The 13,714-nt window shown below is 62.2% G+C and carries 15 protein-coding genes; 4 read left to right on the forward strand and 11 right to left on the reverse strand.

Annotated features, from left to right (window positions below; translation table 11 throughout):
* Nucleotides 1-219 precede the first annotated feature (219 nt).
* Both T8A63_RS09650 and T8A63_RS09655 read right to left on the reverse strand, forming a co-directional pair.
* Nucleotides 220-579, reverse strand: coding sequence for a hypothetical protein (locus T8A63_RS09650; RefSeq protein ID WP_150119943.1), 360 nt, complete (start codon nt 577-579; stop codon nt 220-222).
* Between the two features lie 181 nt (nt 580-760).
* Nucleotides 761-1,345: an HNH endonuclease gene (locus tag T8A63_RS09655; protein WP_067621954.1), complete on the reverse strand. Its 585-nt coding sequence runs from the start codon at nt 1,343-1,345 to the stop codon at nt 761-763.
* Nucleotides 1,346-1,490: 145 nt separating this feature from the next.
* On the opposite strand from T8A63_RS09655, the gene T8A63_RS09660 reads away from it, so the two are divergent.
* A complete protein-coding gene (locus T8A63_RS09660; protein ID WP_322343639.1) occupies nt 1,491-1,934 on the forward strand; it encodes a VOC family protein in 444 nt (147 codons plus the stop codon).
* Here T8A63_RS09660 and T8A63_RS09665 read toward each other — a convergent pair.
* Genes T8A63_RS09665 through T8A63_RS09675 form a run of 3 tightly spaced genes read right to left on the reverse strand, consistent with a single transcriptional unit; the run spans nt 1,931 to nt 3,968 of the window.
* Nucleotides 1,931-2,596, reverse strand: a complete 666-nt coding sequence (locus tag T8A63_RS09665; RefSeq protein WP_300056883.1) for an alpha/beta hydrolase — start codon at nt 2,594-2,596, stop codon at nt 1,931-1,933. The two genes, T8A63_RS09660 and T8A63_RS09665, sit on opposite strands and share 4 nt — an antisense overlap.
* Nucleotides 2,593-3,225, reverse strand: a complete 633-nt coding sequence (locus T8A63_RS09670) for a DNA-3-methyladenine glycosylase 2 family protein (RefSeq protein WP_322343640.1) — start codon at nt 3,223-3,225, stop codon at nt 2,593-2,595. The genes T8A63_RS09665 and T8A63_RS09670 overlap by 4 nt, the downstream gene beginning before the upstream one ends.
* Nucleotides 3,222-3,968: a precorrin-6A/cobalt-precorrin-6A reductase gene (locus T8A63_RS09675; protein ID WP_322343641.1), complete on the reverse strand. Its 747-nt coding sequence runs from the start codon at nt 3,966-3,968 to the stop codon at nt 3,222-3,224. The genes T8A63_RS09670 and T8A63_RS09675 overlap by 4 nt, the downstream gene beginning before the upstream one ends.
* Nucleotides 3,969-4,091: 123 nt before the next feature.
* Here T8A63_RS09675 and T8A63_RS09680 point away from each other — a divergent pair, with 123 nt between their 5' ends.
* Nucleotides 4,092-5,303 carry an MFS transporter gene (locus tag T8A63_RS09680; RefSeq protein WP_322343642.1) on the forward strand — a complete coding sequence of 404 codons (1,212 nt, stop codon included), beginning with the start codon at nt 4,092-4,094 and terminating at the stop codon, nt 5,301-5,303.
* 4 nt (nt 5,304-5,307) lie between these two features.
* Here the strand turns inward: T8A63_RS09680 and T8A63_RS09685 are convergent, their stop codons facing one another.
* From T8A63_RS09685 to T8A63_RS09705, 5 genes are all read right to left on the reverse strand, one after another.
* The gene (locus tag T8A63_RS09685; RefSeq protein ID WP_322343643.1) at nt 5,308-6,072 is read right to left on the reverse strand and encodes a squalene/phytoene synthase family protein; all 765 of its coding nucleotides are present in this window, start codon (nt 6,070-6,072) and stop codon (nt 5,308-5,310) included.
* Nucleotides 6,069-6,788 (reverse strand): class I SAM-dependent methyltransferase, encoded by a 720-nt coding sequence (locus T8A63_RS09690; RefSeq protein WP_322343644.1) that lies wholly within the window; start codon nt 6,786-6,788, stop codon nt 6,069-6,071. The genes T8A63_RS09685 and T8A63_RS09690 overlap by 4 nt, the downstream gene beginning before the upstream one ends.
* Nucleotides 6,785-8,401 (reverse strand): citramalate synthase, encoded by a 1,617-nt coding sequence (cimA, locus tag T8A63_RS09695; protein ID WP_322343645.1) that lies wholly within the window; start codon nt 8,399-8,401, stop codon nt 6,785-6,787. Before cimA ends, T8A63_RS09690 begins: the two co-directional genes overlap by 4 nt.
* Complete coding sequence (gene cysS, locus T8A63_RS09700; RefSeq protein WP_322343646.1) at nt 8,398-9,768, reverse strand: cysteine--tRNA ligase; 1,371 nt, start codon at nt 9,766-9,768, stop codon at nt 8,398-8,400. The genes cimA and cysS overlap by 4 nt, the downstream gene beginning before the upstream one ends.
* A gap of 353 nt (nt 9,769-10,121) precedes the next feature.
* On the reverse strand, nt 10,122-10,721 hold the full coding sequence (locus T8A63_RS09705) for an outer membrane protein (protein ID WP_067621921.1): 600 nt from the start codon (nt 10,719-10,721) through the stop codon (nt 10,122-10,124).
* A 457-nt stretch (nt 10,722-11,178) separates the two neighbouring features.
* Here T8A63_RS09705 and T8A63_RS09710 point away from each other — a divergent pair, with 457 nt between their 5' ends.
* Nucleotides 11,179-12,549, forward strand: coding sequence for a phospholipase D-like domain-containing protein (locus T8A63_RS09710; RefSeq protein ID WP_322343647.1), 1,371 nt, complete (start codon nt 11,179-11,181; stop codon nt 12,547-12,549).
* Complete coding sequence (locus tag T8A63_RS09715; protein ID WP_067940047.1) at nt 12,546-13,256, forward strand: endonuclease/exonuclease/phosphatase family protein; 711 nt, start codon at nt 12,546-12,548, stop codon at nt 13,254-13,256. The genes T8A63_RS09710 and T8A63_RS09715 overlap by 4 nt, the downstream gene beginning before the upstream one ends.
* A gap of 6 nt (nt 13,257-13,262) precedes the next feature.
* On the opposite strand, the gene T8A63_RS09720 is transcribed toward T8A63_RS09715, so the two are convergent.
* A complete protein-coding gene (locus T8A63_RS09720; protein ID WP_067622059.1) occupies nt 13,263-13,601 on the reverse strand; it encodes a hypothetical protein in 339 nt (112 codons plus the stop codon).
* Between the last annotated feature and the right edge of the window lie 113 nt (nt 13,602-13,714).

Genomic DNA, 13,714 nt, shown 5'->3' on the forward strand with positions numbered 1-13,714 from the left:
AGAGCCGGAAAGGCTGTTGGTCATTGCTGCGCCCAGAAGCCAGGCGCGGCGTTTAAAAGTGCATCTCGAAGCGCAAGGAACGTCCGTAAACATCCGAGATATATAGTTTGCTCGTCTTTAGGGAGGCCCGTCCTTTTTGGCTCTGCGTGGGTGGCTTGCTTGAACGGCATCCGCAACAAAGGACCGCTTCCCGCCCCATGCGGTGGAGGCCCACGATAGTCAAGAACATCCCTTATCGGACAATTGCCACACCGTCATCGTTGCCATGCAGTGTTTCCGAGCCAGCCCCTTCGTCGCGCTAATGAAGAGTGCTCTTCGAAGCTGGATCTGGATGACGTCAGTGGTCCGGCGCACGAAGTCCTTGAATATGATCTCTTCGACCGTCCGCTCATAGGTGTTGCGCAGTCTACTATATAGATCCTTCACCCGATACTCATACTCGGCCGGGCTCGTTTTCAACAGTTTGGACAACGGCGCGATCCTGTTCTTGAGTTTTCCGATGCGCCCGGCAACGTTGAGCCCCTTCCAGATTATGCCGGCGGCATCGATCTTACCGACGGCGTCCTTGTCGCCGAACACCAGTATCGTCACCCTTCATTAAAAAAAGCTGCCCGAAAGGTATTTGAACCAGTGTCAAGTTTGCGCTCGAATTCAGTCTCCTAAGACAATGCTTAGTGAATCCGATGCTACCTACTGGCTCGCAAATACGATGCTTTGGAGAGTATTATCGTATCTTTTACACGAACTGGAGATCTAAGCGTCAGGCCTGAAGCTCGGCATCCCAATAGAGAAAATCCATCCAGCTTTCGTGCAGATGGCCGGGCGGGAATTTGCGCCCCATGTTGCGCAGCTCTTCGGCGGCGGGTTGGCGCGGCGGTTTGCGCAAAGCCAGCCCCGTGCGGTGCAAGGGCCGCGAGCCTTTGCGCAGATTGCAGGGGCTACAGGCCGCCACCACGTTTTGCCAGCTTGTCACCCCACCCGCAGCGCGGGGCACCACATGGTCAAAGGTCAGATCCCCCTTCGCGCCGCAGTATTGGCAGCGGAATTCATCCCTCAGAAATAAATTAAAGCGCGTGAAGGCCACGCGCTTTTGAGGTTTAACATAGTCTTTGAGAACGACAACGGAAGGGATCCTGATCACCGTAGAAGGGCTGCGCACCACCTCGTCATATTCGGCGACGATCTCGACCCGGTCGAGCCATTTGGCCTTTACCGCTTCTTGCCACGGCCACAGCGACAGCGGATAGTAAGACAATGGCCGATAATCTGCGTTGAGCACCAGCGCGGGGTGGTGTTTGAGCGCCGCCGGGTGGCGGGTAAATTCGGTCCTGAAATCGCCGTCCATCTGGTCGTGTCCTCTGCCCGTTTTAGTCACTATATCTCGCGGTTTCTCTCTGGCAAGACAAAGGTGAACCACTAGATGTCGCCGGTTTTGCCCAAAGATTACGACAGAGGCGTGACAGATGGGCAGAGTTTGTTAACCTTGTGGCATGATGAAAAGCCCCCTGCCCGATGCGCCCGCCCCGCAGTCCCTGCTCGAAGCCGCCGTTTACGTCGATGATTTGGATCCAGCGCGGGAGTTTTACCGCGACATTCTGGGTCTAAAACTGTTTCAAGAGGTGCCGGGGCGCCATATGTTCTTTGCGCTCGGCCCCTCGGTCTTGCTGGTCTTCAACCCCACCGCCACGGCGCAGCCGCCCGGCAATCCGAAGATGCCGGTGCCACCCCATGGGGCGCGGGGGCCGGGGCATGTCTGCTTTGCGATGAAACGAGATGAGATTGCCGCGATAGAAACCCGGCTGCGGGCCGCCGGGGTCGAGAAAGACACCAGCTTTGACTGGCCCAACGGGGCGCGCTCACTTTATGTGCGCGACCCGGCAGGCAATTCGGTCGAATTCGCAGAGCCGTGGCTCTGGGATGAGATGAAGGGTTAAAGCCCCAGTTTGTCGCGCATAAAGGCCAGCGCCACGCTCAGCCCATCCGGCGCGATGCCATGGCCGGTGCCCTTCATCACATGGGCGTAGACGTCCTGCCATCCGGCCTCTTGCAGGGCTTCGGCGGCCTGCGGCAGGGATTGCGGCGGCACCACGTCATCGGCATCGCCATGGACCAGCAGCACCGGTGGCTTGACGCGCGCCTCTTCGGCCAACGCTTCGGGGTTCAGCAGGCGGCCCGAAAAGGCCACGATGCCCGCCACCGCATCCTCGCGGCGCGGGGCCACATGCAGCGACATCATCGTGCCTTGCGAAAAGCCGAAGAGCACGACCTGCTCAGGCAGCACGTCTTCGTCCACCATCAGCGCATCGAGAAAGGCGTCGAGGTCTTCGACCGCGCTCATCATGCCGCGCATCGATTCCTCTTCGGACGATCCGTCGATCCAAGGGATCGGGAACCACTGGAACCCCATGGGCGCACCGGCGCAGGCTTCGGGCGCATCGGGGGCAACGAAGAGCGTGTCGGGCAGATGCTCGCTCAGCGGATCGGCGAGGCCCAGCAGGTCAGCGCCATTGGCCCCATAGCCATGCAGGAACACCACAACCGACCGTGTGGTGCCAGAGACCGGCTCGCGGCGCTCGGCGTTCAAAACCCGTGTCATGACAATCCTTCCTTTTGTTTCAACACCCGGTAGTAGGCAAAGAGCAAGCGCGCCGCAACCGACCGCCAAGGTGACCAAGCGGCGGCCATGGCGGTAAGGTCTTTCGGCGTCGGGCGCGCGGGCAGATCAAACAGCCCCCGCGCGGCTTCTTGCAACGCAAGATCGCCACTGGGAAAGATGTCGCGACGGCCCATGCAGAACATCACATAGACCTGCGCGGTCCACGGCCCGATACCCGGCATGGCGACCAACGCGGCAATGGCTGCGTCATCGGACAGACAGTGCAGCGCGTCAAAGTCAAACTTCCGCTCTGCCAAGGCCAGCACATAGCGTGCTTTGGGACGGCTCAGACCTGCGGCGCGCAGACCATCGTCGCCCGCGTGCAGGACGTTTTCCGGGCGGTCCAACCCCGCCTCCACCAGCCGCGCATAGATCGCCCGGGCCGAGGCCACGCTCACCTGCTGCCCCACGATGATGTCGAGAAGGCCCGCGAAACCCGGCGGGCGCAGGCGCAGGGGCAGCGGACCGGTGCGTGCAAGCGCCATGGCAAAACGCGGCTCGGCCTCGGCCAGCCAAGCGGCCCCCTCAGCCACATCGGCGTTGCAGGTGATCGGGAGCGCAAGGCTCACAGCTGCGCCACCCAGTCCACCATCGCGTCAAGGTCGTTCAGGCAGCGCACCCCCTTTGGCAGGCGCGGCTTTTCGATGAGGATCACCGGCAAGCCAAGGGCGAGTGCGGCGTCGACCTTGGGGCGGCTGGCCGCGCCGCCAAGGTTGCGGCAGATCAGCAGGTCGACGCCAAACTCGCGAAACAGCGCGGTTTCGGTCGCCACCGTGAAAGGCGGATCGCCAAAGATGAGATCCACAAAGTCATAGGGCGCGGGCCGGTCATGGCGGCTGGTCTGGCGCAGCATGAGGCGCGCACCCTCAAACGGCAGAAACTGTGGCAGGCTGGCCCATCCGGTGGCGGCAAAGACGCGGGCCCCGGGCAGCACCGCACGGGCGGCGGCGGGTACATCAGGGACCGACCGCAGCAGCGGATCATCCAAAGCCCAGCCGGGGCGCGCAAAACTGACAAAGGGCTTATCCAAGGCGGCGGCAGTGGCAAAGCCTGCGTGGCTCAGCCCCGCGTCAAACCCATGGCTGAGGTCCAAAACCGCGTCAAAACCCGCCATGTCGCGCAGCAAGGCGGTGGTATCTTCTGGGTCGCGCATCTCAAACGCCATCGGCATCGGATTGCTGCCGCGCGGCGGTTCCGTCAGCCATGCGGTGACCCTGTGACCGGCCTCAGCCAAAGCGACGCCAAGCTGCCGCGCCTCGGCAGTGCCAGCGAGCAGAAGAAGGTTCAGCGAAGGGTGGTTTGAGGCGGTCATCGGCGCAATCATCGGCGAGCTTGCCGCCGGGCGCAAGCGGGATCGGAGGCGCAAAAACCGGGGCCGGGCTTGCCCTTACGCATCGGCAGGGCTACGCCTTGGCGGGAAGTGAGGAATTCAGACATGATCGACGACAGACGCGCCCGGCGCAACGTAGCGGTGCTGGTGGCAGCGCAGGCCTTTCTTGGTGCGCAGATGCCGATGATTTTCCTCGTGGGTGGCCTTGCCGGTCAGTCGCTGGCGACCAATGTCTGTCTTGCCACGCTGCCGATCTCGATGATCGTGCTGGGCTCCATGCTCTCGGCCACGCCGGTTTCGGCCATCATGCAAAGGTTTGGCCGACGGGCGGGGTTTTTTCTGGGGGCTGCGGGCGGAGCATTGGGCGGCGCGGTCGCGGCCTATGGGCTTTATCTGGCGTCTTTCCCGGTCTTTTTGCTCGGCTCCCTGCTGACGGGCGTCTATATGTCTGCCCAAGGGTTCTACCGTTTCGCCGCCGCCGATACTGCCTCGGATCACTTCCGGCCCAAGGCGATCTCTTATGTGATGGCGGGCGGTCTGGTCTCGGCCATCATCGGGCCGCAGCTTGCCACGGCAACCTCTGGCAGCCTCGTGGTGCCCTTCCTTGGCACCTATTTGGCCGTGGTGGCGGTAAACCTCATCGGCGCGCTGCTGTTTCTTTTCATCGACATTCCAAAACCGCCGATCCCGGCCCATGACGCGCCCAAGGGCCGCAGCCGCTGGGAGCTTCTGACCACGCCGCGCATCGCCGTGGCGGTGATCTGCGCCATGGTGGCCTATGCGCTGATGAACCTCGTGATGACCTCGACCCCGCTGGCCGTCGTCGGCTGCGGTTATAGCCAAGATAACGCGGGCTACGTGGTCACTGGCCACGTGCTGGCGATGTTCGCGCCGTCCTTCTTTACCGGCCACCTGATCAATCGGTTCGGGGTCGAGCGGATCATGGGCCTTGGCATCGCGATCCTTGCCGCCGCAGGTCTGGTGGCGCTGCAAGGGGTGGAACTGGGCAACTTCTTTGTCGCGCTGATCCTTTTGGGGCTGGGCTGGAACTTTGGGTTCATCGGGGCCACCACCATGCTCGCGGGCGCGCATGAGCCGCATGAGCGCGGACGGATGCAGGGCCTGAACGATCTGCTGGTATTCGGCGGCGTGACCGTCGCCTCGCTCGCCTCGGGCGGTTTGATGAACTGCTCAGGCGGCACGGCGCAGGAAGGCTGGGCAGCGGTGAACTTTGCCATGGTGCCATTCTTGGTGCTGGCCGGCGGCTCGCTGATCTGGCTGGTGATGCGCCGCCGCAGAGAGACGCAGCTGAGCTAAGCGCCTACCAGCGCGACACCATGGCCCGCAGCGCGAAATGGCGGCGCGGGTCAGGCAAGCCTGCTTCGGAGACCTTTTGCGGGTCTGCTACAGCCGCGTGCAAAACAGGTCCGGCATGGGCGGCAGGCAGCAGCGCCGCGCGAGCCTCATTTGGAATTTGCCCCCGTTTGGCCCGCGCTGACTTCAGGCGGTCCAGTGCTCCCTTAGCAAGGGCCGAAACCCCTTCCGCCGTGCCATCCAGTAGCGGCACACGGCCCGCCTCCTCCAAATTCGGAATCGCACAGAGCCATGCGGCGATGCCGGTGGCATAGGCCGCATCACGCACGATCGCTTCTTGCGTCGCACCAAGGCGGCGCGCGGCGACCCACATCAAATGGCCTGCGGTCTGGTCGATGTAGCGCGCGAAATGGGCAGCATCCTCAAAGGGGTCTTTGTAGATATCCCACCGCCGCGCAGCGACGAGTTCATCGAGTAATTCCGCATCCTCGGGCGCAATGGCGCGGGCCAACGGCGTGGTGACTTCGTGGCGCCTGACGGGGCCGCCCTCGGCAATCTCCTCCAGCGCGTCGCGCCACCATTGTAGGCGCATCTCGGCGATCATCGCCTCTTGGGTGACCCATGGCGCGCGGGCAACCTCGACGTTGAAGGCATAGAGCGGGAAGAGCAGCTTGCGCGTCTCAAGGGGCGCCGCCATGGCCGCGCGAAAGCGCCATGGGTCAGCGCGCTCCACAATGGCGGCGCAGGCGTTTAGGTAGGCGTCGAAGGTCATGCGGGGCGTGCCACCGTCAACAGATAGCCAAATTCATCCCCGTGCGCGCGCCAACAGGCGATTTCCGCCTCTGTTGCATCAAGCACCTGTGCCAATGCGTCATCCGCACCGGGGCGCAGCTTTTCGATGCGGGCCTCCAGCGGGGTGTAGTAATTCTCCCAAGCTTCCTCCGACAGAACGCGGGTCGCCACGACCTCATATCCCGCCGCGCGCACCCGTTCAGCAATGCCGTCTGGGTCGCTCATCGCGGGATAGTCGGCCCATTGCGCGCGGGCGTCCTCCGAGGGGGTATCGGTCAGCCAGCAAGGCTCGGAGAATGCCACCACGCCACCCACGCGCAGCGATTTGCGCCAGCGGGTCAGCGCCTCGGTCACGCCTAGGAAGTAGACCGCACCGGCGCACCAGATCAGGTCGTATTCATTGGCGATCGCGGCCATATCCGCGCGCAGCAGGGTGACATTGCCATCCGCCACGAAACGACCCCGCGCGGTGTCGACGAAATGCGCGGTCTTATCGAGTGCGGTGACATGCCCCTGCGGGATCGCCGCGCGGAGTGCGCCGATGTCACTGCCGGGGCCACAGGCCACATCGGCAATCTCGGCGCGCGCGGGCAGATCGACCTGTTCCACGGCCCAATTTACGTCCGCAGGCTCCCCCGGCCCCTCGCGCGGCAGGTCACGATGCAGGGTGAAAAAGGCGGTCATATCGTCTGTCATTGGGCGCGGTCCCGGATCAATTTCCAACGTATCGCATCTAGCAATGCCTCGAATGAGGCGTCGAGTATGTTGGCGCTGACGCCCACCGTGGACCAGCGCCGCCCCTGCCCGTCTTCGCTGTCGATGATGACGCGGGTGGTGGCTTCGGTGCCGCCTTGGGTGATCCGCACTTTGAAGTCAACCAGACGCATGTCATCCAAAAGGCTGCTGTATTTCCCTAAGTCTTTGACCAGCGCCATGGACAGCGCGTTGACCGGGCCACGGTCCGCGCCATCCTCGTCCAGCGATTCCGAGACCGAGAGCCGCTTTTCTCCGTCGACATCGACCACCACGACCGCTTCGGAAAGGCTAACCATCCGGCCCTCGGCATTGCGGCGGCGTTCGACCGTAACGCGGTAACGCTCCACTTCGAAAAGATGTGGCAACTGGTCCATCACGTCGCGGGCGAGAAGTTCGAAACTCGCCTGTGCGGTGTCATAGGCATAGCCCTGCGCCTCCCGGTCCTTGACCACTTCCAAGATCCGGCCAAGCGCCGGATCGCCCTTGGCCACGGCCAGACCGGCATCGCTCAGCCGTTTGCGCAGATTGGATTGCCCGGCTTGGTTCGACATCGGAATGACGCGGGTATTACCGACCAGAGCGGGGTCGATGTGTTCATAGGTGCTTGGGTCTTTGGCGATGGCGCTGGCATGCAGCCCCGCCTTATGCGCAAAGGCTGATGACCCGACGAAGCCCGCCTGTTTCATCGGCACGCGATTAAGGATTTCGTCCAGCATCCGACTGGTGCGGGTCAGCCCGCGCAGCGCGTCACGGCTCACACCGATCTCAAAGCGGCTGGCGTATGGTTCTTTCAGCAGAAGGATCGGGATCAGCGTGGTCAGATTGGCGTTGCCGCACCGCTCGCCCAGCCCGTTCAACGTGCCTTGGATCTGCCGCGCGCCCGCGTCGACGGCGGCCAGCGTGCAGGCCACGGCGTTTTCGGTGTCGTCATGGGTGTGAATGCCCAGCCGGTCACCGGGGATGCCTGCGGCGATCACATCGCGGGTGATGCGGCCGATCTCTTCAGGCAGGGTGCCGCCATTGGTGTCGCACAGCACAATCCAGCGCGCACCCACGTCATAGGCCGCGCGGATCGCCTCAAGCGCGTAGTTGGGGTTGGCCTTATAGCCGTCGAAAAAATGTTCGGCATCAAACAGCGCCTCGCGCCCTTGGGCGACCAGATGGGCGATGGATTTGGCGATGTTGTCGGTGTTTTCCGCCAGCGTGATGCCAAGGGCGGTTTTGACGTGGAAGTCATGGGTCTTGCCGACGATGCAGACCGACTGCGTCCCGGCGTTCAACACAGCGGCCAAAACATCGTCATTTTCCGCTGACATGCCCGCGCGTTTGGTCATGCCAAAAGCGGTGAGCCGTGCCGAGGTGGGCGGTGCCGCGTCGAAGAACGCGCTGTCGGTTGGGTTCGCACCGGGCCAGCCGCCTTCGATGTAATCCACGCCAAGCGCATCCAGCGCCTCGGCGATCTGGCGTTTCTCGTCGGTGGAGTATTGAACGCCTTGGGTCTGCTGCCCATCGCGCAGCGTCGTGTCATAAAGCCAGAGACGTTCGCGCGTCACAACAGCCCCTCCAGCTGCGCCCGATCAAAGCCGGGCGGTGGGGTCAGTTTCACGCCGTCCTTGCTCATCTGGACTTCGATCCCGACAGAGGTGAGCGCGGTTTTGATCCGGTCGACCTGCGCGAAATCTTTGGTCTCCATCGCGGTGGCACGGGCATCACTCAGAAAGGCTTCGATATCGCTGAGATCCAGCGCTTGCACCGCTGCCCAATCGGGGATCAACTCATCCATCAGCCCCAAAAGCGAGAGCGCGCCGCGCAGACCCGCCGCATCGCCCGCATTCGACAGACGGTGGCATTCGGTCAACGCACCGTGGGTGTTGAGATCATCCGCCAAGAGTGTGACGAGGTCCGGTGAAGGCGTCGCGGCCTCAGCCTCCGCCGCCTGAAGATACCATTTGCGAAGGGTCTTCTCGGCCTCCTCGCGCTTCTTCTCGGTCCAGTCCATCGGCTTGCGGTAATGGGTTGAGAGCATGACGAAGCGGATCACCTCGCCCTGCACGCCCTGATCCAGCAGATCGCGCACGGTAAAGAAATTGCCCAAGCTCTTGGACATTTTCTTGCCCTCGACTTGCAACATCTCATTGTGCAGCCAGTAGTTGGCAAAGCCGTGGCCCGCGCATTTGGATTGGGCGATTTCGTTCTCATGGTGCGGGAACTGCAGGTCGATGCCGCCGCCGTGGATGTCGAAACGCTCCCCCAGCAGGTCATGCGCCATGGCGGAGCATTCGATATGCCAGCCCGGACGGCCCTGCCCCCAAGGCGACTCCCACCCCGGAGTCCCCTCATCCGAAGGTTTCCAGAGTACGAAATCCATCGGGTCTTCTTTGTAAGGCGCGACTTCAACCCGCGCGCCCGCGATCATATCATCGACCGACCGGCCCGAAAGCGCGCCATATTCGGCATATTTGCGCACCCGGAACAGCACATGGCCTTCGGCCTCATAGGCGTAGCCCTCATCGATCAGCCCGCGGATCATTGCGACCATCTGGGGGATATACTGTGTCGCGCGAGGCATGTGGTCGGGCTCCAAGGCGCCCACGGCGGCCATGTCGTCCAGATACCACTGCGTCGTCTCGGCGGTGATCTCGCCAATGCTGCGCCCGCTTGTCGCGGCGCGGGCGTTGATCTTGTCATCCACATCGGTGAAATTGCGCACGTAAGTAACGTGTTCGGGGCCATAGACATGCCGTAGCAGACGGTAGAGCACATCAAACACAATCACGGGCCGCGCGTTGCCCAGATGCGCGCGGTCATAGACCGTGGGACCGCAGACATACATCCGCACATTCTGCGCATCAATCGGGGTGAAATCCTCTTTCTTGCGAGTGGCGGTGTTGTGCAGCTTGATCGTCAGGTCACGGGTCATGGATAGGCGTCCTTGCGCGGGTGTGGCGCGGGCTTGGCATAGTTTTGTCAAAATGGGAATGACGTGAACAGCGGCCCGCGAGAATGTCTCAGCGGGTAATGCAGCAAATAATGAGCGTTGCGGTGTTCATGACAAGCTTGTAGCAAGCCCGCCGCCCTGCGCCAAGCCCCTTGTCCGGTTAAGTTTTATGCGCGCAGGGCATGGCCATGACGGCCGAAGACCGCCTGCTTGAGGGCAGCATTGCCCATCTTTGCCAGATGACATGCCCGCCACGCGGCCTGTCCGCACAAAAAAGGCCGGCCTCCTTTCGGAAGCCGGCCCCCTATCCAAGCGAGTTACCCCGCCAAGATAGATTAGAAGCGCATGGAACCACGCAGGGAGATGGTTGTCGCGTCCAGATCGTCGCCTGTGCCGCCTACGTCATCGAATTTGTGCTGCAGCACTTCGCCACCGACGGTGTAACGGTCTGTGACTTTATATGTGACGCCCAGACCAGCGAAGGGGCCTGTTTCATCACCAACGTCGGTGTCGGCGCGGGCTGCACCAGCTGTTGCATAGACCAGCGTGTTGCCGAAGTCGTAACCGGCTTTCAGCTTGGCGCGTGCAACGGAATCCGCGGCGACGCCTGTGTTGCCCAGATCGATGTCGGTTTTGTCATAGTCGAGTTCACCACCCAGTACGAACTTGCCGAAGTCATAGTCGTAACCGGCGTGGAAACCGTAGGACGTGTCGTCACCGTCAAGGGTGCCGCTGTCGCTGTCAATGTCGGTTTGACCAACCTGAAGACCGGTGTAGAAGCCTGTCCAGTCGCCATCAACGGCCACGGGTGTCGGCGCAGGTGTGAAAACCGGTGCTTCAACTGTGGTGTCTTCCAGCGATCCGGCTGCTGCTGCACCCGCGAAGGCGCTGGATGCGATCAGGGCGATGCTGGCGATTGTTGTCGTGCGTTTCATGTTCTGCTCCTTAAATACAGGTGACCTGCGATCCTCGCCGCAGGGTCACTTACGCAACGCCTCATCTAGTATTGGGTTTCAGTTTTGTCACTTCACAGATTTGCGATGCGCTGATTGTCGCACATTTGCAACATACCCTCGGCCAACCGCCGCTTAAGTTATGTATCAAGTGTGTTTCCGCCTTGGGGCTTAGCGATAATTATCAAGATGCATCAGATACTTGCCGCCGCAATACGGATAATGCAGCCCCAGTCACTGTCACCCAAGTGCAAAAAAGCCTGCGCGGATCGGCCCTGCACCGACGGTAGGATTGCAATCAGAACCCGTGTTCCAAAGCCACCACCACAAAAACCACACTAAAATCATTCCTCGACGCCTGACACCGACCAAGGCTTGCTGTCAAAGGTGAACGGGTTATTTGCCTCTATTACCAGCAAAAAGGAGCAGACCCCACCCCATGTCTTGGATCACCACCCATCTAGAGATCGTCATCATCGTGATCCTGACGCTGCTGGCGGCGATCGTGATTTTGCAACAGCGCCGCACGCCGCAATCGACGGCGGCTTGGCTGCTGTTCATCATCGCGCTGCCATGGGTGGCGGTGCCGTTGTTTCTCGGGCTGGGCTTTCGCAAACAATCTTCGCGCTACTCCCCGGTGCATTTCCTCAAAGGGGAAACCGGAGGGCCGCCGCCCCGCCCGGTGCATACGCTGGACGCGACGATGCAGTATTTCGGCCTGCCCGCCGCCGCCCATGGGCAAGACCTGCGGCTCTTGGGTGATCCGACAGCGGCGCATGAAGCCGTGATGGCGCTGATCCAAGGGTCCGAGAAACGGATCGACGCGCTTTTCTACATCGTTGCCAATGACGACACCGGCCGTATCTTTGTCGATGCGCTGACCGAACGCGCCAAGGCCGGTGTCAAAGTTCGGCTGCTGATGGACCGTTTGGGCACCCTGCGCGGCCCGGCCGCGGCACTGCGCCGCCTGCGTGCGGCAGGGGGTGACGTGCGCTTTTATTCACCGCTGTTGCAAGTGCCGGGCTCAGGCCACCTGAACCTGCGCAACCACCGCAAAATGATTATCGCGGATGATGCGCGGGTCTTTTCAGGCGGCATGAACATCGGCGCGCACTACCTCGGCCCCACGGCGCTTGAGGACGGCTGGACCGATCTGGCCTTCTTGCTTGAGGGGCGCGCAGTGCAGAGTTTCGGCGATGTTTTCCGCTCGGATTGGGGCGTGGCCAGCGGGGAGGCTTTGGACCCTGCCCCATCGGTCGCGTCGGATACGGGCGGGACCGCCACAGTGCAATTGGTTCCTTCCGGCCCCGATATCACCGAAGACCCGCTGCACGACGGTCTGATCCGCGCGCTGCATTTGGCTGAGGCGCGGATTTGGCTCGTGACCCCCTATTTCGTGCCGACCGAAGCACTTGGTGCGGCTTTGACGACCGCAGCCCGCCGCGGTGTGGATGTGCGAGTGCTGGTGCCCGAACGCTCCAACCAACGGCTGGCGGATTTTGCCCGCGGTGCCTACCTGCGCGACCTGCACGAAGCTGGCGGCCACGTGCTGTATTACCAGCCCGGGATGATCCACGCCAAAGCCGGGATCATCGATGATATGGGGCTTGTGGGCACCGCCAATTTCGACGTGCGCAGCATGTTGCTGAACTTTGAGGTGACACTTTTTGTCTATGATGCGGGGTCGGTCGCAAAGCTGCATGACTGGTTTGAACATCTCTCCGAACACTGCGCCATGGAGAAGCCTCCGACGGGGATGATCCGCAAGGTGGCCGAGGGGCTGTTTCGTTTGGGAGCGCCTGTTCTATGATCCCCGCCGTCGCCCCCCAATCGCTGCGCATCGTCAGCTATAACATCCGCAAGGCCCTGGGCACCGATAGACGCCGCGATCCGGAGCGGATCATGCGGATCATCCGCAGCTTGCATGCAGATGTGGTGGTGCTGCAAGAAGCCGACCGCCGCCGCGCCCCGCGCCCCTCTGCCCTGCCGCTGGATCGGGTCGAAGAGATCACGGGCATGCGCCCTGTGCCGACGCCAAGCGATGTCAGCATAGGCTGGCACGGCAACGCCGTTTTGGTGCGCCCCTCCGCCAAGATCGATCAGGTGGCGCATCTGACCCTGCCGGGGGTCGAGCCGCGCGGTGCCATGGTGGCCGACCTGCACATCGGCGCGCGGCAATTGCGGGTCATCGCCTCGCATCTTGGCCTGCTGCGCCCCTCCCGCAAGGAACAGTTAAGCGCCATGATCGCTCACCTTGATGCCTGCGCCGCCTGCCCCACGCTGATCGCGGGCGATCTGAACGAATGGTCGCAAAAGGTCGGGCTGGGGCGCTTGGCGAAACGTTTTACGATCCATGCACCGGGCAAGAGCTATCACGCCCGGATGCCCGTGGCTTTTCTTGATCGCATGGCGTTGGATCAGCATCTGACAGTGCGCCAAGGCGGCGTGGTCGAGACCTCGCAGACCCGCCGCGCGTCAGACCATCTGCCGATCTGGCTCGACGTGGCGCATCGCTAGAGCGGGTCATCCCGTAGCCCAAGCCAGTTCGCCCACCATCATGTTGCAAGCCTGCTGCGGATTGGAGAAGGCGACCTGCATATCAAAGGCCATGCGCACATCCGTTCGCGCCTTGGCAATCGTCGCATCCGTCGCCCCAAGCCGCCGTGCCGTGGCGATATTCTGGTTCGCGTCGTGCCGCAATTTGCGCACGCTCTCATAGCCGCCCGCAAAGCCTGCACATTGTTTGGCGGTCAATTCCGCCGCCGCCGCCCGCCGCGCCGCGGCTTCCATGGGTGAGGCCGGAGGTTCGACACAGGCCGCCAGCGATCCGGTGAGAAATCCCAATATAACAAGACGTTTCATCAAATTCTCCCTTTCACATCCTTGATAGGGAGGGACTGGTTTAATTTTGGTTAACGACTGTTTTGCCTCACGGCCAAGACCTGACGACGGGGCCCATAGGGCCGCGCTCAACC

Origin of the sequence: Sulfitobacter sp. OXR-159, from assembly GCF_034377145.1 — a bacterium.
Classification (GTDB): domain Bacteria; phylum Pseudomonadota; class Alphaproteobacteria; order Rhodobacterales; family Rhodobacteraceae; genus Sulfitobacter.